This is a genomic window from Bacillus sp. FSL E2-8900, from assembly GCF_037966225.1.
In the GTDB taxonomy this organism is placed as follows: domain Bacteria; phylum Bacillota; class Bacilli; order Bacillales; family Bacillaceae_G; genus Bacillus_A; species Bacillus_A cereus.
The window spans coordinates 115195-138562 of the sequence record NZ_CP150193.1 but is presented as its reverse complement, the minus strand read 5'-3'; the positions used below and the strand labels follow the sequence as shown (position 1 = coordinate 138562).

The window sequence follows — 23368 nt, the reverse complement described above, 5'->3', positions numbered from 1 at the left end:
TGTTATGATATACTTTTGAGTTTCTAATGTCAAGCAAATGTTACACCAGGATTAGTTGTTATAGTTTACCTCCCATAAGTAAAGCCCATGACCTGGAGCCATCTTTCCAGCAAACTGACGATTTTGTTTCGCTAAAATCTCTGGAATGCTATCAGGATCAAGCTTTCCTTGCCCTACGCTAAGTAACGTACCAACAATAATTCTGACCATATTATATAAAAATCCATTACCTACAAAACGAAAAATTATTTCATCATTTTGTTCAATTAACTCGATTTCATAAATTGTTCGCACTTTATCTTTTTTGTCAGTTTTTGCCGAACAAAAAGAAGTGAAATCATGTGTTCCAATAAAATAAGGAATTGCTTTTCTTATAGAGTTGATTTCGAGCGGGTATGGATATTGATATACGTAATTTCTACGGAATACATCCGCAGTCTTTGATAATAATACACGATAACGATATTCTTTTTTCTCAACACCGTAACGTGCATGAAATTCTTCTGTTTTTTTCTCTACTTGCCTAATAACAATATCATCTGGCAACATTGTGTTTAAAGCATTAATCCATTGCCATTCTTCAAGAGACAAAGGAGTATCAAAGTGTATTACTTGTCCTTTTGCATGAACTGTAGAATCTGTTCTACCAGATGCCTGAACACGAACAAGTTCTCCCTTATGCAATTTCTGCAATGCTTTTTCTATCTCCTGTTGAACAGTACGATGGTTCGGCTGAATTTGATAACCACAAAAATGCATGCCATCATATGCAACCGTACATTTTATTCTATCCATTTCTCTATTCTCCATTACGATCGCACCCATGCCAAAATACAAGCTAAACAAAATAAGCTGACAATCGTTACTGTATCGCTTGTTTTCCAGCGTAGTTGCCTAAATTTAGTACGTCCTTCACCACTTTGATATCCACGAGCTTCCATCGCAATGGCTAAGTCCTCTGCACGCTTAAAAGCACTGATAAACAGAGGAACGAGCAGTGAAATAATAGCTTTCATTCTATCTTTTATCGGTCCCCCGGCAAAATCAATACCACGTGACGCTTGTGCTTTCATTATTTTACTCGTTTCATCCATTAATGTCGGGATAAAACGAAGAGAAATTGACATCATTAATGCGATTTCATGAACAGGAACCTTTATACGCTTCAACGGCTTTAATAACGTCTCCAAACCATCTGTAATTTCAATAGGTGTCGTCGTTAACGTTAATAATGTCGTCATTAAAATAATAACGAAGAATCGTACAGAAATGTATATCCCTTGCTCTAATCCTTTTTCATATATCGAAAACCAACCAAGCTGGAATAGTACATCCCCCTCTTTATTTGTAAAAATATGCAGGAAAAATGTAAAAAGAAAAATCCATAAAATTGGTTTTAAGCCCGAAAGTACATAACGAATCGGCACTTTTGCAAAAAATAAAGCAATGAGTGCATATAAAAATAAAAATCCATATGAAATCGCATTATTTGCTAAGAAAACAACAAATACATATAAAAAGACAATCAGCAGCTTCGTACGTGGATCAAGTTGATGAATAAGTGAATTCCCCGGGATATATCTCCCAATAATCAACTGCTGCATGATTCATGACCACCTTTTCGTAACACCTGCACAACTTCATGAGTAAGATCCTCTAAAGATAAGGTAGCCTTTGGAATTGAAATACCAAACTTCTCTTCAATTGCACGTTTATACTTTAATGACATAGGAAGATCCACACCAATTTTCTCTAGTTCATCAGCATGTGAAAATACTTCCTCTGCACTTCCTTGCAAAAAGACCGTTCCTTTATGCATAACTACAATCTGCTCCGCATACTGAGCAGCATCCTCCATATTATGCGTTACAAGGATGACTGTAAGACCCTTCTCCTTGTGCAGCTTATAAAACATCTCCATAAGTTCGTTCTGCCCTTTTGGATCTAGTCCTGCTGTAGGTTCATCTAATACAAGCACTTCAGGTTCCATTGCCAGTACACCCGCTATAGCAACACGTCTCATTTGTCCACCACTTAATTCGAACGGAGAACGTGCTAACAGTTCTGGTTCTAGCCCTACAAGTTCAATTGCCTTTCTAGCCTTTTGCCTTGCTTCGTCTACAGATACTCCAAAATTAGTAGGGCCGAAACAAATATCTTTCTCCACAGTCTCTTCAAACAACTGATGTTCTGGGAATTGAAAGACAACCCCTACTTTCTTACGTAGTGGCTTTAGCTTTTTTTCTTTCTTTCCTGCCGAAATCAAATGTTCACCAATTTGAACTGTACCATTTGTCGGCTGCAATAAACCATTTAAATGTTGAATCATCGTCGACTTTCCTGAACCAGTATGACCGATAATGGCATAATAGCCCCCACTTGGAAACGACACGTCTACATCATAAAGTGCGCGTCTTTCAAATGGAGTTTTATATTGATAACGATGTTCTACTTTTTGGAATGTAATCTCCAAAGTTCGTTCACCAAGCTTTCCATTGTAAGATGCGTATTTTGCAAGAGAATTTCATTTCTTTTTAATAATTCTGCTATTTTCACCGAAAACGGTACATCTAAGCCAATTTCTTGGAGCATATGAGAGGATTTGAAAATTTTTTCTGGAGTCCCTTCCTCTAATATTTCTCCCTTATTTAAAATAATGACACGATCTGACTGTGCTGCTTCTTCTAAATCGTGCGTAATTGATAACACGGTAATACCTTTTTGAGTAACAAGTTGTCTAACCGTTTCTACTACTTCACGTCTCCCTTGAGGGTCTAACATTGACGTTGCTTCATCTAATATTAAAATAGATGGTTGAAGTGCTAAAACGCCTGCTATTGCCACTCGCTGCTTTTGCCCACCAGATAAGGAATGAGGCTCATCATTAAGAAAATCTTCCATACGGACAAGTTGCAAGGCCTGTTCTAATCTTTCAATCATTTGTTCTCTTGGCATTCCGATATTCTCCAAGCCAAATACAACATCATCTTGCACTGTCGTTCCAACAAATTGATTATCCGGATTTTGAAATACCATTCCAATTTGTTTTCGAACATCCCATACCGTTTCCTCTGATAAAACCATTGTATCATTTACTGTAATAGTCCCTGCTTCTGGCAAAAACAAACCATTCAATAATTTTGCAAGTGTAGACTTTCCTGAACCGTTTTGACCAATAATAGATACCCATTCTCCCTCATATAAGGAAAATGAAACATCTTTTAATGCATAAGTGGCTGCCCCAGGATATTGAAATAATATATTTTCTATCCGAAGTTTCTCTTTTTTCAATAGAAGGCACCCTTTCCTTCGCCAAGTTAGCCTATTTTTATATTTAAAAAAAAGGGCCATGACCAGTTTCTTGAAAAGAACTGTCCTGCCCTTTTAATTATCATTATACTAACTCGATAATTACCATTGGTGCTGCGTCTCCGCGACGTGGACCAATTTTTGCAATACGAGTGTATCCGCCTTGGCGCTCAGCATAGCGTGGAGCTACATCAGCGAATAGTTTTTGAAGTGCATCTTGACCAGTCTCAGCGTTAGCTACTTCATTGCGAATGAAAGCTGCTGCTTGACGACGAGCATGAAGATCTCCGCGTTTACCTAAAGTGATCATTTTTTCCACTACAGAACGAAGTTCTTTTGCACGAGTTTCTGTCGTTTGGATGCGCTCGTTGATAATTAAATCAGTAGCTAAATCACGTAACATAGCTTTACGTTGCGCACTTGTACGGCCTAATTTTCTGTATGCCATTCGTAGTTCCCTCCTTTGTTGATGGGTTTAAATCCTCAGTCGTCTTTACGTAAACCTAAACCTAATTCCTCAAGTTTATGTTTAACTTCTTCTAAGGATTTACGTCCTAAGTTACGAACTTTCATCATATCTTCTTCTGTTTTGTTCGCAAGCTCTTGTACAGTATTAATTCCTGCACGTTTTAGGCAATTATAAGAACGAACAGAAAGGTCTAGTTCTTCGATAGTCATCTCAAGAACTTTCTCTTTTTGATCTTCTTCCTTCTCGACCATAATCTCAGCATTTTGTGCTTCATCAGTTAAACCAACAAAGATATTTAAATGCTCAGTTAAGATTTTGGCACCTAAAGAGATAGCTTCTTTTGGCCCGATGCTTCCATCCGTCCATACATCAAGCGTAAGCTTATCATAATTAGCCACTTGTCCGACACGTGTCTTTTCCACTTGGTAAGTCACACGTGATACTGGAGTATAAATAGAATCAATAGGAATTACTCCTATTGGTTGATCTTCGCTTTTATTTGCATCAGCTGGCGTATACCCACGGCCACGCTTTGCAGTTAAACGCACGCGGAAATGCGCATCTTTTGCTAACGTTGCAATGTGTAAATCTGGATTTAAGATTTCTACATCACTATCGTGAGTAATATCAGCAGCTGTGACAATACCTTCGCCCTGTACATCAATTTCCAACGTCTTCTCTTCTTCAGAGTAGATTTTAAGAGCTAACTTTTTCAAGTTTAAGATGATCGTCGTAACGTCTTCTACTACGCCCTCAACTGTTGAAAATTCATGTAATACGCCATCGATTTGGATAGCAGTAACAGCGGCACCAGGGAGTGAGGATAAAAGAATACGACGTAAGGAGTTACCCAAAGTAGTACCATATCCACGCTCAAGCGGTTCAATTACGAATTTACCATATTTAGCATCTTCGTTAAGTTCAACCGTTTCGATTTTCGGCTTTTCGATTTCAATCATTAACTAAACCCTCCTTCAAAACGTCGAAACCCCGGTTAAACAAAGGTATAACCCCTGTCTAACCGAAAGTCCCCCTTAGGCAGTTCCCGATTGTGCACAACAAGCGATGTTTCTGTACGAAATTTCTCGATAATGCATCATATCCATTATAGACAAAAGGGAAAATTCTATACAGAAAAATTACACACGACGACGTTTTGGTGGACGACATCCATTATGAGGAACTGGAGTAACATCTCTAATTGCTGTTACTTCTAGACCTGCAGCTTGAAGAGCACGAATTGCAGCTTCACGACCAGCACCAGGACCTTTAACAGTAACCTCTAAAGTTTTTAAACCGTGTTCCATTGCAGCTTTAGCAGCAGTTTCAGCAGCCATTTGCGCAGCGAATGGAGTAGATTTACGAGATCCACGGAAACCAAGTGCACCAGCACTAGACCAAGAAAGTGCGTTACCGTGAGTATCTGTAAGTGTTACGATTGTGTTGTTGAAAGTAGAACGAATATGAGCTATACCAGCTTCAATATTCTTTTTCACACGTTTTTTACGAGTGTTTGTTTTACGTGCCATTGTTAGTTCAACCTCCTTTACTTATTATTTCTTTTTATTTGCTACTGTACGACGTGGACCTTTACGTGTACGAGCATTGTTTTTAGAGTTTTGACCACGAACTGGTAAACCACGACGGTGACGAAGACCACGGTAAGAACCGATCTCCATTAGACGTTTGATGTTAAGAGATACTTCACGACGAAGGTCTCCCTCAACTTTAATACGATCGATGATATCACGGATACGTCCTAATTCGTCTTCCGTTAAATCACGAACTCGTGTTTCTTCAGAAATACCTGCTTCAGCAAGAATTTTTTCAGCAGTTGTGCGACCAATGCCGAATACGTAAGTTAAAGAAATAACAACGCGTTTGTCTCGAGGAATATCTACACCTGCGATACGTGCCATTACGAATGCACCTCCTTCTGATTAACCTTGTTTTTGTTTATGTTTAGGGTTTTCACAAATAACCATTACTTTTCCACGTCTACGAATAACTTTACATTTTTCGCAGATTGGTTTAACTGACGGTCTTACTTTCATGTCTCGAACCTCCTTAAAGATTACGGAGTGCTATATTATTTAAAACGGTACGTAATACGACCACGATTTAAATCGTACGGAGATAATTCTACCGTAACTTTGTCTCCTGGTAAAATACGAATGAAGTTCATACGGATTTTACCAGAAACGTGAGCCAATACGACATGCCCATTCTCTAATTCTACTTTGAACATAGCATTTGGCAACGTTTCAAGAACGGTACCTTCGACTTCAATTACATCATCTTTAGCCATTCAATAGTTCTCCCTTCTTCAAATCAGTAACATTTTACACTGCTCTGAAATCCCGGAGAGCCAGCTACTTATAAAGTGGTAAGGATTTCGTATCCTGCTTCTGTAAGAGCAATCGTGTGCTCAAAATGGGCACACCATTTACCATCTACCGTTACCACTGTCCAGTCATCAGATAGTGTTTTTACATATCGTCTTCCTTGATTCACCATCGGCTCAACACAGATGACCATTCCCGGCTTTAATCTAGGGCCTCTATTTGGTGGACCATAGTGCGGGATTTGAGGGTCCTCATGTAAGTCTTGCCCGATTCCGTGACCAACATACTCCCTAACGATCGAGAATCCATTCTCTTCAGCATGGGTTTGAACCGCATGTGAGATATTTGATAATCTCTCGCCTGGTTTTACTTGTTCTAGACCAAGATACAACGATTTTTCTGTGACATCAAGTAGCTTTTGAACAGATTCAGAAATGTTTCCAACTGGATACGTCCATGCAGAATCTCCATGGTACCCATTGTATTTCGCACCAATATCGATACTGATGATATCGCCCTCTTTGAGCTTGCGCTTCCCTGGAATTCCGTGTACAAGCTCTTCATTTACAGAAGCACATATGCTCCCCAGAAATCCGTTGTATCCTTTAAAAGATGGCGTAGCACCATATTTTTGAATCGTCTTTTCCGCTATTTGATCGAGCTCTTTCGTTGTAATTCCTGGAGTAATGTGCTGTTTCAACTCTTGATGAGTCAAAGCAACGATCCTGCCAGCTTCTCGCATGATTTCTATCTCGCGAGGAGTTTTGCAGATTATCATTACGCTAAGCCTCCGATGAGAACATCGATATCAGCAAATACTTTATTGATATCTTGCTCACCATTAATGCTTTGTAAGTAACCAAGCTCTTCGTAGAAATCAAGCAAAGGTTTTGTTTGCTTAATATTTACATCTAAACGATTTGCTACAGTTTCTTCATTGTCATCAGAGCGTTGATATAATTCGCCACCACATTTATCGCACACATCAGCTTTTGCTGGTGGATTGAATTCTAAGTGGTAAGTCGCACCGCACTCTTTACAAATGCGACGGCCTGTAAGGCGTTTTAATAACAACCCTGAATCCACATTAATGTTTAAAACATAGTCGATTTTTTTGCCAAGATCTTTCATAATTTCTTCAAGAGCTGATGCTTGTGCAACAGTTCGTGGGAAACCGTCTAGTAAGAAACCTCTTACGCAGTCGTCTTGACTTAAACGTTCACGAACGATTCCGATTGTAACTTCATCTGGAACAAGTGCACCTTTATCAATAAAAGATTTTGCTTGTAGACCCATTTCAGTTTCAGCCTTCATAGCTGCACGGAACATGTCTCCTGTTGAAATGTGAGGGATGTTATACTTGGCAACAATCTGTTCGGCTTGTGTACCTTTACCAGCACCAGGAAGCCCCATTAAAATTAAGTTCATCCTTGTTCCCCCTCAGAGTACATGAGCATGTAGGGAAGACAATTCTTCCCACTTACTCACTGCTTGATAAACCCTTTGTAATGGCGTTTTACCAGTTGGCTTTCTAGCTGCTTCATTGTTTCTAAAGCAACGCCGACAACGATTAACATACTCGTTCCACCGATCTGTGCAGATGGAGGAAGATTTCCCAATTTCGTAAAGATAACTGGTAAGATTGCAATCGCTGCTAGGAAAATTGATCCTACAAAGGTCAAACGATACAAGATTTTTGTTAGATATTGTTCCGTATTCTTACCCGGACGAATACCTGGAACATATCCACCTTGCTTGTTTAGATTCTCTGACATTTGCTCTGGATTAACCTGAACAAATGCATAGAAATATGTGAAGGCTACAATGAGCGCAACATATATGATCATTCCCACTGGGTGAGAATAGTTAAAGTTTGCAATAATCCACTGCGATACATCATGTTTCGGGAAGAACTGTGCAATAGTCGGAGGCGTAATTAAGAATGAAACAGCAAAAATTACTGGAATAACACCAGCACTATTTACCTTAAGCGGTAAATGTGTGTTTTGTGCTCCAGCATAACCACCATTTCCTCCTGTTACACGCTTCGCATATTGAATTGGGATCTTTCTAACAGCCTGTTGAATGAAAATAACACCCACAATAACTGCTAGCACAGCTAGTAAAATCAATGCAACTTTAACGATACTCATGAACAATTGATCTCCGATATTTTGAAACTGTTGCTGATACACTTGAGATATAACACTTGGGATCGCTGCGGCAATACCGCCAAAAATAAGGATGGAAATACCATTACCTACACCTTTAGCTGTAATCTGTTCACCTAACCACATTAAAAATGCAGTACCAGCAGTCAGTACCGTAGCAATGTATAAATAAGTGCTCCAACCTGGATTCAAAATTAATTGTCCACCTACCATACCGTTAAAACCGATTGACATACCAAACCCCTGAATAAACGCAAGAACAATTGTAAAGTAACGCGTGAATTGCGTTAATTTACGACGGCCCATTTCACCTTGCTTCGACCATTCCGAAAATTTAGGAACAACATCCATCTGCAATAATTGCACGATGATGGATGCTGTAATATACGGCATGATTCCCATCGCAAAGATGGAGAAGTTTTTCAAGGCTCCACCGCCAAATGTATTTAGAATACCTAAAGCATTTAATTGATCTTGTGCCTTCAGTACGTCTCCATTTGTAAATGGCACGGGGATAAACGTGCCAATCCTGAATACGATTAACATCGCTAAAGTGAATAATATTTTACGTCTTATCTCAGCAACGCGCATAAAGTTGGAGATTGTACGAAACATTAGATCACCTCAACTGATCCGCCAGCTGCTTCAATTGCTTCTTTAGCACTTGAAGAGAACTTGTGCGCTTTAACAGTTAGTTTTTTCTCTACTGCTCCGCTTGCAAGAACTTTAACACCGTCGTTTAACTTGCTGATAACGCCAGTTTCCAGCAATAATTCAGGTGTTACTTCTGTACCATCTTCAAAACGATTTAACGTTGATAAGTTTACAATAGCAAACTCTTTACGGTTAATGTTTGTGAAGCCGCGTTTTGGTAAACGACGGAATAATGGAGTTTGACCACCTTCGAAGCCAAGACGAACACCGCCGCCAGAACGTGCGTTTTGTCCTTTATGACCTTTACCAGCAGTTTTACCGTTACCAGAACCGATACCACGACCGACACGGTTACGTACTTTACGAGAACCTTCTGCAGGTTTTAATTCATGAAGTTTCATTCCCAGGCACCTCCTTATATTAATGAGTTATCCTTAAGCTTCTTTTACAGTTACAAGGTGAGAAACTTTGTTGATCATACCAAGAATAGCAGGAGTTTCTTCCTTAACTACAGTTGAATTCAACTTTTTAAGACCTAAAGCTTCTACCGTCGCACGTTGATCTTGTGGACGACCAATTACACTACGAGTGAGGGTAATTTCTAACTTTTTCGCCATTTGTTTTCCCTCCTTAACCTAGTAGCTCTTCTACAGATTTACCGCGTAATTTTGCAACATCTTCAGCGCGCTTAAGTTCGCTTAATCCGTTCACAGTAGCGCGAATCATGTTGATTGGTGTGTTAGAACCAAGAGATTTCGAAAGAATATCTTGTACACCAGCTAATTCAAGGACCGCACGAACAGGTCCACCAGCAATAACACCAGTACCCTCAGCAGCAGGTTTTAAGAATACTTCACCAGCGCCAAAATGACCGTTGATTGTGTGTGGAATTGTTGTACCAACTAATGGTACAGCGATTAAGTTTTTCTTAGCGTCTTCGATAGCTTTACGGATTGCGTCTGGTACCTCTTGTGCTTTACCAGTACCGAATCCAACATGACCGTTTTTATCGCCAACTACAACTAGTGCAGCAAAGCGGAAACGACGACCACCCTTAACAACTTTCGCGACACGATTTATCGTAACTACACGTTCTTCAAGTTCTAATTTACTTGGGTCAATGCGATGCATCAATTTTCCCTCCTTTGACCATTAAAATTGTAATCCAGCCTCACGAGCAGCTTCAGCTAGAGCTTTAACACGGCCATGGTATAAGTAACCACCGCGATCAAATACTACTTCTTTAACGCCTTTCTCTACAGCACGCTTAGCAACTGATTCTCCAACTTTCGTAGCAGCTTCAATATTGCTAGTACCGTTAAGAGCAAGGTCTTTATCAAGAGTAGATGCACTTACTAACGTTACACCATTCACATCATCAATAACTTGAGCGTAAATATGTTGGTTAGAACGGAACACGTTTAAACGTGGACGCTCTGCAGTACCAGTAAGTTTAGCACGTACACGTGCATGTCTTTTCTTACGAGTCGCATTTTTATCAGCTTTAGTGATCATTCTTGTCACTCCTTTCTCTCACCTAACGGGTTTACTTAGCAGTTTTACCTTCTTTACGACGAACAACTTCGCCTTCGTAACGAATACCTTTACCTTTGTAAGGCTCAGGAGCACGTACAGCACGGATGTTAGCAGCGAATTCGCCAACACGTTGCTTGTCGATACCTTTAATTACGATCTTAGTTGGTGCAGGTACTTCAACTTCAAGACCTGCTTCCGGAGTCATTTCTACTGGATGAGAATAACCTACGCTTAATACAAGTTTATCACCTTGTTTTTGAGCACGGTAACCAACACCGACTAATTCAAGTCCGCGTGCGAAACCTTCAGTTACACCTTCAACCATGTTTCCGATTAAAGCACGAGTTGTACCGTGTAATGCACGGTGTTCCTTCTGTTCAGATGGACGCTCAACTGTTAATGTATTCTCTTCAATTTTGATAAGCATATCAGCATTGAAAGTACGAGTTAATTCACCTTTAGGGCCTTTTACTGTTACAGTATTGTCTTCTGCAACTGTAATAGTAACACCTGCAGGGATTTCAAGAATCTTTTTACCAATACGAGACATGTGGTCACACCTCCGTTCGTTTTAAATATATATTACCAAACGTATGCTACTACTTCTCCACCAGTTTGTAATTGACGAGCGTCTTTGTCTGTCATTACTCCCTTAGATGTAGAAACAAGAGCGATACCTAATCCGTTAAGTACACGTGGTACTTCGTCAGCTTTAGCGTAAACGCGTAAGCCAGGTTTACTGATACGTTTTAATCCAGTGATTACACGTTCATTGTTTGCACCATATTTCAGGAAAATACGAAGGATACCTTGTTTGTTATCCTCGATGTATTCTACATCACGAATGAAACCTTCACGTTTTAAAAGTTCAGCGATCTCTTTTTTGATTTTAGAAGCAGGAACCTCTAATTTCTCATGACGTACCATGTTCGCATTACGGATGCGAGTAAGCATGTCTGCAATTGGATCTGTCATCACCATGTGTTTTACCTCCTTCCCATTTGTGGGTTTTACCAACTAGCTTTTTTAACACCAGGAATTTGACCTTTATATGCAAGTTCACGGAAACAAATACGGCAAAGTTTAAATTTGCGGTATACAGAATGCGGACGACCGCAGCGTTCGCAACGTGTATACTCTTGTACTTTAAACTTAGGAGTACGCTTTTGTTTCGCTATCATAGATTTTTTAGCCACGTTTTCGCCTCCTCTACTTAGCGTTGGCTTCCATTATTTTTGGAATGGCATACCGAATTGTGTTAACAGTTCACGAGCTTCTTCATCAGTTTTCGCTGTAGTAACGATTACGATGTCCATACCGCGGACTTTGCTTACTTTATCATAATCAATCTCAGGGAAAATAAGTTGCTCTTTAACACCTAATGTATAGTTTCCACGACCATCGAATGATTTCTTAGAAACACCACGGAAATCACGTACACGTGGTAAAGAAACTGATACTAATTTGTCGAAGAACTCATACATTTGCTCGCCGCGTAAAGTTACTTTCGCACCGATTGGCATACCTTCACGAAGACGGAAACCAGCGATTGATTTTTTAGCACGAGTTACAACAGGTTTTTGACCTGTGATTTGTGTTAATTCTTCTACTGCGTTGTCTAACGCTTTTGAGTTAGATACCGCGTCACCAACACCAGTGTTGATTACGATCTTTTCGATTTTTGGTACCTGCATTACAGATTTATAGTTAAACTTGCTCACTAGAGCAGGAGTAATTTCCTTTTGGAACTTCTCTTTAAGGCGATTCAATGAAGTGACCTCCTTTCTTAAGAAAATTATTTATCTAATAATTCACCAGATTTTTTTGCAATACGAACTTTTTTACCATCTTCTACTTTGAAGCCTACGCGAGTAGGTTCACCTGTTTTCGGATCTAAAATCATAACGTTAGAAACGTGAATAGGTGCTTCTTTAGTAATAATTCCACCTTGTGGATTTAATTGAGATGGCTTAGAGTGCTTCTTAACGATATTGACACCCTCAACGATAACACGGTTTTGCTTTGGGAAAGCCACAAGGATAACGCCTTGTTTTCCTTTGTCTTTACCAGTGATTACCTGTACTTTATCACCTTTTTTTACATGCATCTTAATTCTGCACCTCCTTAGCAAGGCAATACCTTAAATTATAGAACTTCTGGAGCTAAAGAAACGATCTTCATGAAGTTGCTATCACGTAATTCACGAGCTACTGGTCCGAAGATACGAGTACCACGTGGGCTCTTATCGTCTTTAATGATAACCGCTGCGTTTTCATCAAATTTGATGTAAGAACCGTCCGGACGACGAGCTCCGCTCTTCGTACGTACTACTACTGCTTTAACAACGTCACCTTTTTTAACAACGCCACCTGGTGTTGCTTGTTTTACCGTAGCAACGATAATGTCACCAATGTTAGCATATTTACGACCAGAGCCGCCTAATACTTTAATTGTTAAAAGTTCACGTGCACCAGAGTTGTCAGCAACTTTCAAACGAGATTCTTGTTGGATCATGTTATGAAACCTCCCTTCGGACTAAAAATTCCGATTCGTCTATTTAGATAATAACCGCTTCTTCAACGATTTCAACTAAACGGAAACGCTTAGTAGCAGAAAGCGGGCGAGTTTCCATGATTTTAACGATATCGCCAAGTTTCGCTTGGTTTTGCTCATCATGGGCTTTGTACTTCTTAGAATACTTAACACGTTTTCCGTACAAGGAATGAGTTTTGTAAGTTTCAACTAAAACTGTAATCGTTTTGTCCATTTTGTCAGACACTACACGACCAGTATAAACTTTGCGTTGGTTACGTTCGCTCACTATGCAAACCTCCCCTCAATTTATCGATTAATTCCGATCTCTCTTTCACGAACTACAGTTTTCATACGAGCAATTGCTTTACGCACTTCACGAATGCGAGTTGGATTCTCTAATTGTCCTGTAGCAAGTTGGAAGCGAAGATTAAACAACTCTTCCTTTAAAGCTTTAACTTTTGTTTCGATTTCGGCAGTGGTTAATTCACGAATATCATTAGTTTTCATTAGATTCACCACCATTTTCTTCACGTTTTACGAATTTACATTTCACAGGTAACTTGTGAGCTGCAAGACGTAATGCTTCGCGTGCTACCTCTTCAGATACACCCGCGATTTCGAACATAATTTTCCCAGGTTTTACTACTGCTACCCAGCCTTCTGGTGCCCCTTTACCGGAACCCATACGTACTTCTAGAGGTTTTGCAGTGTAAGGTTTAGAAGGGAAAATTTTAATCCATACTTTACCGCCACGTTTCATGTAACGAGTCATTGCACGACGAGCAGCTTCGATTTGACGGTTTGTAATCCATGAAGCAGCTTGTGCTTGTAAACCGAATTCACCGAAAGCAATTTCAGTTCCACCTTTAGCACGACCACGCATTTTACCACGATGCTCTCTACGATATTTTACGCGTTTTGGCATTAACATATTATTTTCCTCCTTCCTCAGAAGCTTTCTTTTTTGTAGGAAGGACTTCTCCACGGTAGATCCATACTTTTACGCCTAATTTACCGTATGTTGTATCAGCTTCAACTGCTGCATAGTCAATATCAGCGCGAAGTGTATGAAGTGGAACAGTTCCTTCACTGTAAGATTCTGCACGAGCGATATCAGCTCCGCCAAGACGACCAGAAACCTGTGTTTTAATACCTTTAGCACCTGCACGCATAGCACGTTGAATAACTTGCTTTTGTGCACGACGGAATGATACACGGTTTTCTAATTGACGAGCGATGTTTTCGCCTACTAATTTAGCGTTAAGATCAGCTCTCTTAACTTCTAAAATGTTGATGTGTACACGCTTGCCTGTTAATTGGTTAAGAGCTTTACGAAGTGCTTCAACTTCAGTACCACCTTTACCAATTACCATACCAGGTTTTGCAGTGTGAATTGTAACATTTACACGATTTGCTGCACGTTCGATTTCTACTTTAGCAACAGCAGAATCTTTTAAGCGTACATTAATGTACTCACGGATTTTGATGTCTTCATGTAATAATGTAGCGTAATCTTTCTCAGCGAACCAACGAGATTCCCAGTCACGGATAACGCCGACACGAAGACCAATTGGATTAACCTTTTGACCCATCGATTATCCCTCCTTCTTTTCTGATACCACAACTGTGATGTGGCTTGTGCGTTTGTTAATTTGGCTTGCACGACCCATTGCACGTGGACGGAAACGTTTTAACGTCGGACCTTCGTCAACGAAAACTTTTTCTACAACTAGGTTGTTAATGTCCATCTCATAATTGTGCTCTGCATTTGCGATTGCAGATTTTAAAACTTTTTCTACAACTGGAGAAGCAGTTTTTGGTGTGTGGTTAAGGATAGCAATCGCTTCACCCACTTGCTTACCTCGGATTAAGTCTACTACTAAACGAACTTTACGAGGAGCAATACGAACTGTTCTCGCTACTGCTTTAGCTTGCATTGAAGTGCCTCCTCTCATTATCTTCTAGTTTTCTTATCGTCAGCAAGGTGACCTTTGTACGTACGAGTTGGTGCGAATTCACCTAACTTATGGCCAACCATATCCTCAGTGATGTACACAGGTACGTGTTTACGACCATCATATACAGCGATTGTGTGTCCGATGAACTGAGGGAAGATTGTTGAACGGCGAGACCAAGTTTTAACAACTTGTTTTTGCTCAGATGCAACTAATTTTTCCATTTTGCTCATTAAGTGATCATCGACAAATGGTCCTTTTTTTAAGCTACGAGCCATTTTGGTGCCTCCCTTCGTGATTGGCGTACGGTTCTAGAAATGAACCGTACTACAATCCCATTATTTTTTACGACGACGAACGATAAATTTGTCAGACGCTTTGTTTTTCTTACGAGTCTTGAATCCAAGAGTTGGTTTACCCCATGGAGACATTGGAGACTTACGTCCGATTGGAGAACGTCCTTCACCACCACCGTGTGGGTGATCAACAGGGTTCATTACAGAACCACGAACTGTTGGGCGTTTACCTAACCAGCGAGAGCGACCTGCTTTACCGATTTTGATAAGTTCGTGTTGTTCGTTACCTACTTGACCGATTGAAGCGCGACAAGCAGATAATACAAGACGTACTTCACCAGAAGTTAAACGTACAAGTACGTATTTACCTTCTTTACCAAGTACTTGAGCAGATGTACCAGCAGAACGAACTAATTGTCCGCCACGACCAGGCTTAAGCTCGATGTTATGAACAACAGTACCTACTGGAATGTTGATTAATGGTAATGCGTTACCGATTTTAATGTCAGCTTCTGGGCCAGACATAACTTCCATACCTACTTCTAAAGATTTAGGAGCAAGAATGTAACGTTTTTCACCGTCAACGTAGTTAATTAATGCGATATTCGCAGAGCGGTTTGGATCGTATTCGATCGTAGCAACGCGTCCTGGAATTCCATCTTTGTTACGCTTAAAGTCGATGATACGGTATTGACGCTTATGTCCGCCACCTTGATGACGTACAGTGATTTTACCTTGGTTATTACGACCAGCCTTCTTGCTTAAAGGAGCAAGTAATGACTTTTCGGGTCTATCAGTCGTGATTTCAGCGAAATCATTCGTAGTCATATTACGACGACCGTTAGTAGTTGGATTATACTTTTTGATTCCCATCTCAATTTCCCTCCTTCTTTAGTAAGAATTAAACGCCTTGGAAGATTTCGATTTCTTTGCTGTCAGCAGTTAGCTTAACGATTGCTTTACGACGACGGCTAGTAAAACCAGCGTGACGACCAACGCGTTTTGCTTTCGGCTTGTAGTTCATGATGTTCACTTTTTCTACTTTAACACCAAAGATCGCTTCAAGAGCATCTTTAACTTCTGTTTTATTAGATTTAACGTCCACATCGAACGTGTATTTTTTTTCAGCCATCATTTCCATAGAACGTTCAGTGATAACTGGGCGCTTAATGATATCACGAGGATCTCTCATTATGCAAGCACCTCCTCTACTTTTTCCACTGCCGCTTTTGTCATGATTAGCTTATCATGATGAAGCACGTCTAAAACGTTTACGCCATCAGCAGTGATTACTGTTACTCCAGGGATATTGCGAGCAGATAACTCTACAGATTCGTTTGCATCAGCAGTTACGATAAGAGCTTTCTTCTCAACAGTTAATCCTTTAAGTACTGCTAGCATATCTTTTGTTTTTGGTGCATTTAACACTAGGTCTTCAAGAACTACAATGTTGTTCTCAACTACTTTAGTAGCTAATGCAGATTTGATTGCTAAACGACGAACTTTCTTAGGAAGTTTGTACGCATAGCTTCTTGGTGTAGGTCCGAATACCGTACCACCACCACGCCATTGAGGAGAGCGGATAGACCCTTGACGAGCACGTCCAGTTCCTTTTTGACGCCATGGTTTACGACCACCACCGCGAACTTCAGAGCGAGTTTTTACTTTGTGTGTACCTTGACGTAAAGATGCACGTTGCATCATTACAGCTTCGAAAAGTACAGCTTCATTTGGTTCGATACCGAAAATAGCTTCAGCTAATTCGATTTCACCAACCTGTGAACCAGTTTGGTTATATACAGTAACTTTTGGCATTGGAATTCCTCCTTCCTATTGTGAATTATTTGCTAACCTTCACAGCGCCTTGAACAACTACAAGAGATTTCTTAGCACCTGGAACGTTACCTTTTACTAGTAATAAGTTGCGCTCAGTGTCAACTTGAACGATTTCTAAGTTTTGGATAGTAACTTGGTCTCCACCCATACGTCCAGCAAGTTTTTTGCCTTTGAATACACGGTTCGGAGCAACTGGGCCCATTGAACCTGGACGACGGTGATAGCGAGAACCATGAGACATAGGTCCGCGAGATTGTCCGTGGCGTTTGATAACACCTTGGAAACCTTTACCTTTAGAAATTCCTGTTACATCAACGATTTCACCTGTAGCGAATACGTCAACTTTTACCTCTTGACCAACCTCTAATCCGTCCACGTCTGCATCGCGGATTTCGCGAATGAAGCGCTTAGGAGTTGTAGATGCTTTAGCAGTGTGGCCTTGTTCAGGTTTGTTAGTTAACTTTTCACGTTTATCTTCAAATCCTAACTGGATTGCATTGTAGCCATCAGTTTCAGTTGTTTTCTTTTGAAGAACAACGTTTGGATTAGCAGCGATAACTGTTACTGGGATTAACTCACCGTTCTCAGCAAATACTTGAGTCATACCGATCTTTCTTCCTAAGATTCCTTTGGTCATGAGTTACACCTCCTACATTTTTAAGTTATATAAATTATAGTTTGATTTCGATATCTACACCAGATGGTAAGTCTAAACGCATTAATGAATCTACTGTTTGTGGAGTAGGACTCACGATGTCGATTAGACGTTTGTGCGTGCGCATTTCGAATTGCTCACGAGAATCTTTGTACTTATGAACAGCACGAAGAATTGTGTAAACAGTTTTTTCAGTTGGTAATGGGATCGGACCAGAAACTGTTGCCCCAGAACGCTTAGCTGTTTCTACAATTTTCTCAGCTGACTGATCAAGAATACGGTGATCGTAAGCTTTTAAACGGATACGAATTTTTTCTTTTGCCATTATTTTCCCTCCTTCGTTCGCCTATTTCTAAAATAGACCTTCTCCATGGAAATTTCCCCACACCATGCCATGGCAAAGCGGCCGGGTGTGTCAGCAACCTTCCACTTCATCGCAGTCAAAGACCAACATTGTCTATTATACAATGTTATTCGTCTAGATGCAAGCATCTTTTTGTTTGCATCTGCTTTTCTCTACTTTTGCTATTATACATGGCACTTTAAAGAATTTCAAGTTTTCATCTAACAGAATTCATTTTACAGTTTCTGGATTATCTTTTGTCGTTTTTATATTACTATAGAAGAAACTCGTCAAAACAAAAAACACCCTCTTCTTCCTTATATAAACGCAAACAAAAAACCTAAGGGAAAATCCCTTAGGTTTTTTTATATCAGTTAAGATTACTCAACGATAGTAGCAACTACACCGTAACCTACTGTACGTCCACCTTCACGAATAGAGAATTTAGTTCCCTCTTCGATAGCGATTGGAGCGATAAGTTCGATAGTCATTTCGATGTTGTCACCAGGCATTACCATTTCAGTACCTTCTGGTAATTGGATGATACCAGTTACGTCAGTTGTACGGAAGTAGAACTGAGGACGGTAGTTAGCGAAGAATGGAGTGTGACGTCCACCTTCTTCTTTAGATAATACGAAAACTTCAGCTTTGAATTTAGCGTGAGCTTTTACAGAACCGCTTTTTGCAAGTACTTGTCCACGTTGGATGTCTTCACGAGCAACCCCACGAAGTAAAGCACCGATGTTGTCTCCAGCTTGAGCTTGGTCAAGAAGTTTACGGAACATCTCTACACCAGTTACAGTTGTAGAAGCATTTTCTTCAGCAAGACCGATGATTTCTACTACGTCACCAACTTTAACGATACCGCGCTCAACACGACCAGTAGCAACTGTACCACGACCTGTGATAGAGAATACGTCCTCTACAGGCATTAAGAATGGTTTGTCAGTTTCACGTTCTGGAGTTGGGATGTAAGCATCAACTTCAGCCATTAATTCAATGATTTTTGCTTCCCAATCAGCTTCTCCTTGAAGAGCTTTAAGAGCAGAACCTTTGATTACAGGAATGTCGTCGCCTGGGAATCCGTATTCAGATAATAGGTCGCGAACTTCCATTTCTACTAATTCTAATAATTCTTCGTCATCTACCATGTCGCATTTGTTTAAGAATACAACGATGTAAGGAACACCTACTTGACGAGAAAGAAGGATGTGCTCACGTGTTTGAGGCATTGGGCCATCAGCAGCAGATACTACTAAGATACCGCCGTCCATTTGAGCAGCACCAGTGATCATGTTTTTAACATAGTCAGCGTGACCTGGGCAGTCAACGTGTGCATAGTGACGAGTTTCAGTTTCGTACTCAACGTGTGCAGTTGAGATTGTGATACCGCGCTCTCTTTCTTCTGGAGCAGCATCGATTTGATCGTATCCGCGTGCTTCAGCACCACCAGCTTTTGCAAGAACTGTAGTGATCGCAGCAGTTAATGTAGTTTTACCATGGTCAACGTGGCCGATTGTACCGATGTTAACATGGGGTTTAGAACGTTCGAATTTAGCTTTAGCCATTCTAAATTCCTCCTTAGTTTATATAGGTTATTTTATATTTAGACTAGAAAGTGAAACTTACGTCCCACTTTCTAAGCTTACATAAGTAGTTATACTTGAACAATCGATAAAAATCAATTATTCACCTTTATTTTTTTTGATAATTTCTTCAGAAACAGACTTTGGTACTTCTTCATAGTGGTCAAACACCATAGAGAATGTTCCGCGTCCTTGAGTGTTAGAACGTAATGACGTTGCATAACCGAACATTTCAGAAAGTGGAACCATAGCGCGAACAACTTGTGCGTTACCGCGAGCTTCCATACCTTCTACACGTCCACGACGAGATGTTACGTCACCCATAATGTCACCCATGTACTCTTCAGGAATTACAACTTCAACTTTCATCATTGGCTCAAGAATTACTGGGCTACATTTAGAAACCGCAGCTTTAAGTGCCATAGATGCAGCGATTTTGAACGCCATCTCAGATGAATCGACATCATGGTAAGATCCGTCAACTAATGCAGCTTTAATGTCAACTAGTGGATAACCAGCTAGTACACCATTTTTAAGTGCATCTTCAAGACCTGCTCCAACAGCTGGGATGTATTCACGAGGAACTACACCACCGACGATCTTGTTTTCGAATTCGAATCCTTTACCTTCTTCGTTAGGTTCAAACTCAATCCAAACGTGACCGAATTGTCCACGACCACCAGATTGACGAGCGAACTTACCTTCAACTTTCGCAGCAGCGCGGAAAGTCTCACGGTATGCTACCTGAGGAGCACCAACGTTTGCTTCCACTTTGAATTCACGACGCATACGGTCAACGATGATATCAAGGTGAAGTTCACCCATACCAGCGATGATAGTTTGGCCAGTTTCTTGGTCAGTGTGAGCACGGAATGTTGGATCTTCTTCAGAAAGCTTAGATAATGCTGTACCCATTTTATCTTGGTCAGCTTTAGATTTTGGTTCGATAGCTACAGAGATAACTGGCTCTGGGAATTCCATAGACTCAAGGATAACAAGGCTCTTCTCGTCACAAAGAGTATCACCAGTAGTAGTATCTTTTAAACCTACAGCAGCAGCGATATCACCAGCGTAAACTGTTGAAATCTCTTCACGGCTGTTAGCGTGCATTTGTAGGATACGACCTACACGCTCACGCTTACCTTTAGTTGAGTTTTTCACGTATGATCCAGAGTTTAACACACCAGAGTACACACGGAAGAACGTTAACTTACCAACATAAGGGTCAGTCATGATTTTGAATGCTAAAGCTGCGAATGGTTCTTCATCGCTAGACTTACGTTCTACTTCTTCATCTGTATCCGGTAGAGTACCTTTAATAGCAGGTACATCTAGTGGTGATGGAAGGTAGTCGATAACTGCGTCTAACAGAATTTGAACACCTTTGTTTTTGAATGCAGAACCACAGATTACTGGGAAGAATTCTACAGAAGTTGTAGCCTTACGGATACCAGCTTTAAGCTCTTCTACAGTGATTTCTTCACCTTCTAGGTACTTCATCATCATTTCTTCATCAAGCTCAGCTACCGCTTCAATAAGTTTTCCACGGTATTCTTCAGCTAATTCTTTGTGCTCTTCAGGAATTTCAACACGTTGAATGTCTGTTCCTAAATCGTTACCGTACATGTAAGCACACTCTTCAACAAGGTCAATGATACCATTGAACTCATCTTCAGCACCGATTGGTAACTGAATTGGATGTGCGTTTGCTTGTAAACGATCGTGGATTGTTCCTACAGAGTATAAGAAATCTGCACCGATCTTATCCATTTTGTTAACGAATACGATACGAGGTACGCCGTAAGTAGTAGCCTGACGCCAAACAGTTTCTGTTTGTGGTTCTACACCAGATTGCGCATCAAGTACCGCTACAGCGCCATCAAGTACGCGTAAAGAACGTTCTACTTCTACTGTGAAATCTACGTGTCCTGGAGTATCAATGATGTTTACACGATGACCTTTCCATTGTGCTGTAGTTGCAGCAGAAGTAATTGTGATACCACGCTCTTGCTCTTGCTCCATCCAGTCCATCTGAGATGCACCTTCGTGAGTTTCACCGATTTTATGAATACGTCCTGTGTAGTACAGAATACGCTCAGTTGCTGTTGTTTTACCAGCATCGATGTGAGCCATGATACCAATATTACGAGTGTTTTCTAAAGAGAACTCTCTTGCCATTTGGTGTCTTGCTCCTTCCATATATGGATTGGATTTTTTTATTTTAAGTAGCAAAAAAGCCACTTTATATTGTTACACATGTCAGTATGTCCAGTACTCTCATTATGTAAAACGAGCGCCCGATGAAAGGGAGAGGCATTCTCCCTCTCCACACTTCCATAAGCGACAAATAAAGCGGTTTATGCTTACATTTATTTTACGTTGAATCCTACCAACGGTAATGAGCAAATGCTTTGTTAGCTTCTGCCATTTTATGAGTGTCTTCACGTTTCTTAACAGATGCACCAGCGTTGTTAGCTGCATCTAAGATTTCGTTAGCAAGACGCTCTTCCATAGTTTTTTCACCACGAAGACGAGCGTAGTTTACTAACCAACGAAGACCTAAAGTTGTACGGCGTTCTGGACGAACCTCAACTGGAACTTGGTAGTTAGCACCACCAACACGACGAGCGCGTACTTCAAGAACAGGCATGATGTTCTTAAGAGCTTGCTCGAATACTTCCATTGGCTCTTTACCAGTACGTTCGTTTACGATATCGAACGCATTATAAAGAATTGTTTGAGATTTACCTTTTTTACCGTCAACCATCATTTTGTTGATAAGGCGTGTTACTAGCTTCGAATTGTACATTGGATCTGGTAACACGTCACGTTTCGCAACAGGTCCTTTACGAGGCATATTGAGTTCCTCCTTTCATTTTAAAGTTATTATTTTTTAGCAGGTTTTGGTCTCTTAGTACCATATTTAGAACGTCCTTGCATACGTTTGTCAACACCAGCTGTGTCAAGCGCACCACGAACGATGTGGTAACGTACCCCCGGTAAATCCTTTACACGACCACCGCGAATTAATACTACGCTATGCTCTTGTAGGTTATGACCGATACCTGGGATGTAAGCTGTAACCTCGATACCGTTTGTTAAACGTACACGAGCGTATTTACGTAACGCTGAGTTAGGTTTCTTTGGAGTCATTGTACCAACACGAGTACATACACCACGTTTTTGAGGTGCAGAGATATCAGTTGATTTTTTCTTTAAAGAGTTAAAACCTTTGTTTAACGCAGGTGATTTAGATTTCCATACTTTATCAGTACGACCATTTCTCACTAATTGGTTAATAGTAGGCATTTGATTATCCTCCCTTCGCATGTTTGTATGACCACATATCCAGGTGGTTCATTATTAGTTGAAAACAAAGTTTTTGCAAGGAAGAGCAAATGCTCTCTCCTCACAAAAACAGTTTTAACTTATTATTCCTATTGCTGAAGCTCCCACTTGAATCCCCGAAGCTTTACCAAGCTTACGAACTGATTCAACTTTTGTTATGGGCACGTTATATTGCATTGCAACACGAATGATAGCATGGGTTAACCGCATGTCAGCATCCTCTGCGATGACAACTTCTTTAACTGTACCATTTTTGATTGCCTCCAATGTACGTTTATGACCAACGACTACATTTTCAGCAGTTGATACTTTTTGATAAGACATATAAAT

General features: G+C 40.4%; 39 protein-coding genes. All 39 read right to left on the bottom strand.

Features of this window, described 5'->3' with window-relative positions; genetic code table 11:
* Positions 1 to 51 precede the first annotated feature (51 nt).
* Positions 52 to 795: a tRNA pseudouridine(38-40) synthase TruA gene (gene truA / locus NST90_RS00770; RefSeq protein WP_002098927.1), complete on the bottom strand. Its 744-nt coding sequence runs from the start codon at positions 793 to 795 to the stop codon at positions 52 to 54.
* A 14-nt stretch (positions 796 to 809) separates the two neighbouring features.
* Positions 810 to 1604 (bottom strand): energy-coupling factor transporter transmembrane protein EcfT, encoded by a 795-nt coding sequence (locus tag NST90_RS00765; RefSeq protein WP_001186526.1) that lies wholly within the window; start codon positions 1602 to 1604, stop codon positions 810 to 812.
* Positions 1592 to 2473, bottom strand: coding sequence for an energy-coupling factor ABC transporter ATP-binding protein (locus NST90_RS00760; RefSeq protein ID WP_000406533.1), 882 nt, complete (start codon positions 2471 to 2473; stop codon positions 1592 to 1594). The genes NST90_RS00765 and NST90_RS00760 overlap by 13 nt, the downstream gene beginning before the upstream one ends.
* Positions 2449 to 3291, bottom strand: a complete 843-nt coding sequence (locus tag NST90_RS00755) for an energy-coupling factor ABC transporter ATP-binding protein (RefSeq protein WP_044307299.1) — start codon at positions 3289 to 3291, stop codon at positions 2449 to 2451. Before NST90_RS00755 ends, NST90_RS00760 begins: the two co-directional genes overlap by 25 nt.
* Positions 3292 to 3394: 103 nt before the next feature.
* The gene (rplQ, locus tag NST90_RS00750) at positions 3395 to 3757 is read right to left on the bottom strand and encodes a 50S ribosomal protein L17 (protein ID WP_000331490.1); all 363 of its coding nucleotides are present in this window, start codon (positions 3755 to 3757) and stop codon (positions 3395 to 3397) included.
* A gap of 35 nt (positions 3758 to 3792) precedes the next feature.
* The gene (locus NST90_RS00745) at positions 3793 to 4737 is read right to left on the bottom strand and encodes a DNA-directed RNA polymerase subunit alpha (RefSeq protein WP_000569643.1); all 945 of its coding nucleotides are present in this window, start codon (positions 4735 to 4737) and stop codon (positions 3793 to 3795) included.
* A gap of 180 nt (positions 4738 to 4917) precedes the next feature.
* Positions 4918 to 5307 carry a 30S ribosomal protein S11 gene (gene rpsK, locus NST90_RS00740; protein WP_000101798.1) on the bottom strand — a complete coding sequence of 130 codons (390 nt, stop codon included), beginning with the start codon at positions 5305 to 5307 and terminating at the stop codon, positions 4918 to 4920.
* 24 nt (positions 5308 to 5331) lie between these two features.
* Entirely contained in the window at positions 5332 to 5697 is a 366-nt protein-coding gene (rpsM, locus tag NST90_RS00735; RefSeq protein ID WP_000090788.1) for a 30S ribosomal protein S13, read from the bottom strand.
* Positions 5698 to 5718: 21 nt separating this feature from the next.
* On the bottom strand, positions 5719 to 5832 hold the full coding sequence (gene rpmJ / locus NST90_RS00730) for a 50S ribosomal protein L36 (protein ID WP_000868344.1): 114 nt from the start codon (positions 5830 to 5832) through the stop codon (positions 5719 to 5721).
* Positions 5833 to 5867: 35 nt separating this feature from the next.
* On the bottom strand, positions 5868 to 6086 hold the full coding sequence (infA, locus tag NST90_RS00725) for a translation initiation factor IF-1 (RefSeq protein WP_001029884.1): 219 nt from the start codon (positions 6084 to 6086) through the stop codon (positions 5868 to 5870).
* A 68-nt stretch (positions 6087 to 6154) separates the two neighbouring features.
* Positions 6155 to 6901, bottom strand: coding sequence for a type I methionyl aminopeptidase (gene map / locus NST90_RS00720; protein ID WP_283748315.1), 747 nt, complete (start codon positions 6899 to 6901; stop codon positions 6155 to 6157).
* Complete coding sequence (locus tag NST90_RS00715) at positions 6901 to 7551, bottom strand: adenylate kinase (RefSeq protein WP_001048989.1); 651 nt, start codon at positions 7549 to 7551, stop codon at positions 6901 to 6903. The genes map and NST90_RS00715 overlap by 1 nt, the downstream gene beginning before the upstream one ends.
* Positions 7552 to 7607: 56 nt before the next feature.
* Positions 7608 to 8909, bottom strand: coding sequence for a preprotein translocase subunit SecY (secY, locus tag NST90_RS00710; protein ID WP_000490117.1), 1302 nt, complete (start codon positions 8907 to 8909; stop codon positions 7608 to 7610).
* Positions 8909 to 9349, bottom strand: a complete 441-nt coding sequence (gene rplO, locus NST90_RS00705) for a 50S ribosomal protein L15 (RefSeq protein ID WP_000766081.1) — start codon at positions 9347 to 9349, stop codon at positions 8909 to 8911. Before rplO ends, secY begins: the two co-directional genes overlap by 1 nt.
* A 33-nt stretch (positions 9350 to 9382) precedes the next feature.
* The gene (rpmD, locus tag NST90_RS00700) at positions 9383 to 9565 is read right to left on the bottom strand and encodes a 50S ribosomal protein L30 (protein WP_001085234.1); all 183 of its coding nucleotides are present in this window, start codon (positions 9563 to 9565) and stop codon (positions 9383 to 9385) included.
* 13 nt (positions 9566 to 9578) lie between these two features.
* Positions 9579 to 10079 (bottom strand): 30S ribosomal protein S5, encoded by a 501-nt coding sequence (rpsE, locus tag NST90_RS00695; RefSeq protein ID WP_000554646.1) that lies wholly within the window; start codon positions 10077 to 10079, stop codon positions 9579 to 9581.
* 21 nt (positions 10080 to 10100) lie between these two features.
* A complete protein-coding gene (gene rplR / locus NST90_RS00690) occupies positions 10101 to 10463 on the bottom strand; it encodes a 50S ribosomal protein L18 (RefSeq protein WP_000628816.1) in 363 nt (120 codons plus the stop codon).
* A gap of 31 nt (positions 10464 to 10494) precedes the next feature.
* The gene (gene rplF, locus NST90_RS00685; protein ID WP_000086558.1) at positions 10495 to 11034 is read right to left on the bottom strand and encodes a 50S ribosomal protein L6; all 540 of its coding nucleotides are present in this window, start codon (positions 11032 to 11034) and stop codon (positions 10495 to 10497) included.
* Positions 11035 to 11066: 32 nt separating this feature from the next.
* Positions 11067 to 11465: a 30S ribosomal protein S8 gene (gene rpsH, locus NST90_RS00680; protein WP_000245511.1), complete on the bottom strand. Its 399-nt coding sequence runs from the start codon at positions 11463 to 11465 to the stop codon at positions 11067 to 11069.
* Positions 11466 to 11494: 29 nt separating this feature from the next.
* Positions 11495 to 11680 (bottom strand): 30S ribosomal protein S14, encoded by a 186-nt coding sequence (rpsN, locus tag NST90_RS00675; protein WP_001085700.1) that lies wholly within the window; start codon positions 11678 to 11680, stop codon positions 11495 to 11497.
* A 33-nt stretch (positions 11681 to 11713) separates the two neighbouring features.
* Positions 11714 to 12253, bottom strand: a complete 540-nt coding sequence (gene rplE / locus NST90_RS00670; protein ID WP_001080831.1) for a 50S ribosomal protein L5 — start codon at positions 12251 to 12253, stop codon at positions 11714 to 11716.
* Between the two features lie 26 nt (positions 12254 to 12279).
* Positions 12280 to 12591, bottom strand: a complete 312-nt coding sequence (rplX, locus tag NST90_RS00665) for a 50S ribosomal protein L24 (RefSeq protein WP_000558200.1) — start codon at positions 12589 to 12591, stop codon at positions 12280 to 12282.
* A gap of 38 nt (positions 12592 to 12629) precedes the next feature.
* Positions 12630 to 12998, bottom strand: a complete 369-nt coding sequence (rplN, locus tag NST90_RS00660) for a 50S ribosomal protein L14 (protein WP_000615912.1) — start codon at positions 12996 to 12998, stop codon at positions 12630 to 12632.
* A gap of 43 nt (positions 12999 to 13041) precedes the next feature.
* Entirely contained in the window at positions 13042 to 13305 is a 264-nt protein-coding gene (rpsQ, locus tag NST90_RS00655) for a 30S ribosomal protein S17 (RefSeq protein ID WP_000004106.1), read from the bottom strand.
* A 20-nt stretch (positions 13306 to 13325) separates the two neighbouring features.
* Positions 13326 to 13526 carry a 50S ribosomal protein L29 gene (rpmC, locus tag NST90_RS00650; RefSeq protein WP_000855718.1) on the bottom strand — a complete coding sequence of 67 codons (201 nt, stop codon included), beginning with the start codon at positions 13524 to 13526 and terminating at the stop codon, positions 13326 to 13328.
* Positions 13516 to 13950 (bottom strand): 50S ribosomal protein L16, encoded by a 435-nt coding sequence (gene rplP, locus NST90_RS00645; RefSeq protein WP_000928969.1) that lies wholly within the window; start codon positions 13948 to 13950, stop codon positions 13516 to 13518. The genes rpmC and rplP overlap by 11 nt, the downstream gene beginning before the upstream one ends.
* A gap of 1 nt (position 13951) precedes the next feature.
* The gene (gene rpsC, locus NST90_RS00640) at positions 13952 to 14611 is read right to left on the bottom strand and encodes a 30S ribosomal protein S3 (RefSeq protein ID WP_000529956.1); all 660 of its coding nucleotides are present in this window, start codon (positions 14609 to 14611) and stop codon (positions 13952 to 13954) included.
* Between the two features lie 3 nt (positions 14612 to 14614).
* Positions 14615 to 14956, bottom strand: coding sequence for a 50S ribosomal protein L22 (gene rplV / locus NST90_RS00635; protein WP_001148024.1), 342 nt, complete (start codon positions 14954 to 14956; stop codon positions 14615 to 14617).
* A gap of 17 nt (positions 14957 to 14973) precedes the next feature.
* The gene (rpsS, locus tag NST90_RS00630; protein WP_000124454.1) at positions 14974 to 15252 is read right to left on the bottom strand and encodes a 30S ribosomal protein S19; all 279 of its coding nucleotides are present in this window, start codon (positions 15250 to 15252) and stop codon (positions 14974 to 14976) included.
* A gap of 60 nt (positions 15253 to 15312) precedes the next feature.
* Positions 15313 to 16143 (bottom strand): 50S ribosomal protein L2, encoded by an 831-nt coding sequence (gene rplB, locus NST90_RS00625; RefSeq protein WP_000511583.1) that lies wholly within the window; start codon positions 16141 to 16143, stop codon positions 15313 to 15315.
* A gap of 28 nt (positions 16144 to 16171) precedes the next feature.
* Positions 16172 to 16462: a 50S ribosomal protein L23 gene (gene rplW, locus NST90_RS00620; protein ID WP_001205558.1), complete on the bottom strand. Its 291-nt coding sequence runs from the start codon at positions 16460 to 16462 to the stop codon at positions 16172 to 16174.
* Entirely contained in the window at positions 16462 to 17085 is a 624-nt protein-coding gene (gene rplD / locus NST90_RS00615; protein WP_001127258.1) for a 50S ribosomal protein L4, read from the bottom strand. Before rplD ends, rplW begins: the two co-directional genes overlap by 1 nt.
* Before the next feature lie 25 nt (positions 17086 to 17110).
* Positions 17111 to 17743, bottom strand: a complete 633-nt coding sequence (rplC, locus tag NST90_RS00610) for a 50S ribosomal protein L3 (protein ID WP_000160207.1) — start codon at positions 17741 to 17743, stop codon at positions 17111 to 17113.
* A 34-nt stretch (positions 17744 to 17777) separates the two neighbouring features.
* Positions 17778 to 18086: a 30S ribosomal protein S10 gene (gene rpsJ / locus NST90_RS00605; RefSeq protein ID WP_001040596.1), complete on the bottom strand. Its 309-nt coding sequence runs from the start codon at positions 18084 to 18086 to the stop codon at positions 17778 to 17780.
* 398 nt (positions 18087 to 18484) lie between these two features.
* Positions 18485 to 19672, bottom strand: a complete 1188-nt coding sequence (gene tuf, locus NST90_RS00600; RefSeq protein ID WP_001029614.1) for an elongation factor Tu — start codon at positions 19670 to 19672, stop codon at positions 18485 to 18487.
* A 117-nt stretch (positions 19673 to 19789) separates the two neighbouring features.
* Positions 19790 to 21868, bottom strand: a complete 2079-nt coding sequence (fusA, locus tag NST90_RS00595) for an elongation factor G (protein ID WP_000090370.1) — start codon at positions 21866 to 21868, stop codon at positions 19790 to 19792.
* Between the two features lie 208 nt (positions 21869 to 22076).
* Positions 22077 to 22547 carry a 30S ribosomal protein S7 gene (rpsG, locus tag NST90_RS00590; protein ID WP_001137491.1) on the bottom strand — a complete coding sequence of 157 codons (471 nt, stop codon included), beginning with the start codon at positions 22545 to 22547 and terminating at the stop codon, positions 22077 to 22079.
* A gap of 29 nt (positions 22548 to 22576) precedes the next feature.
* Positions 22577 to 22999, bottom strand: coding sequence for a 30S ribosomal protein S12 (rpsL, locus tag NST90_RS00585; RefSeq protein WP_001142341.1), 423 nt, complete (start codon positions 22997 to 22999; stop codon positions 22577 to 22579).
* A 114-nt stretch (positions 23000 to 23113) separates the two neighbouring features.
* A complete protein-coding gene (locus NST90_RS00580) occupies positions 23114 to 23362 on the bottom strand; it encodes a 50S ribosomal protein L7ae-like protein (protein ID WP_000121837.1) in 249 nt (82 codons plus the stop codon).
* Positions 23363 to 23368: the final 6 nt, after the last annotated feature.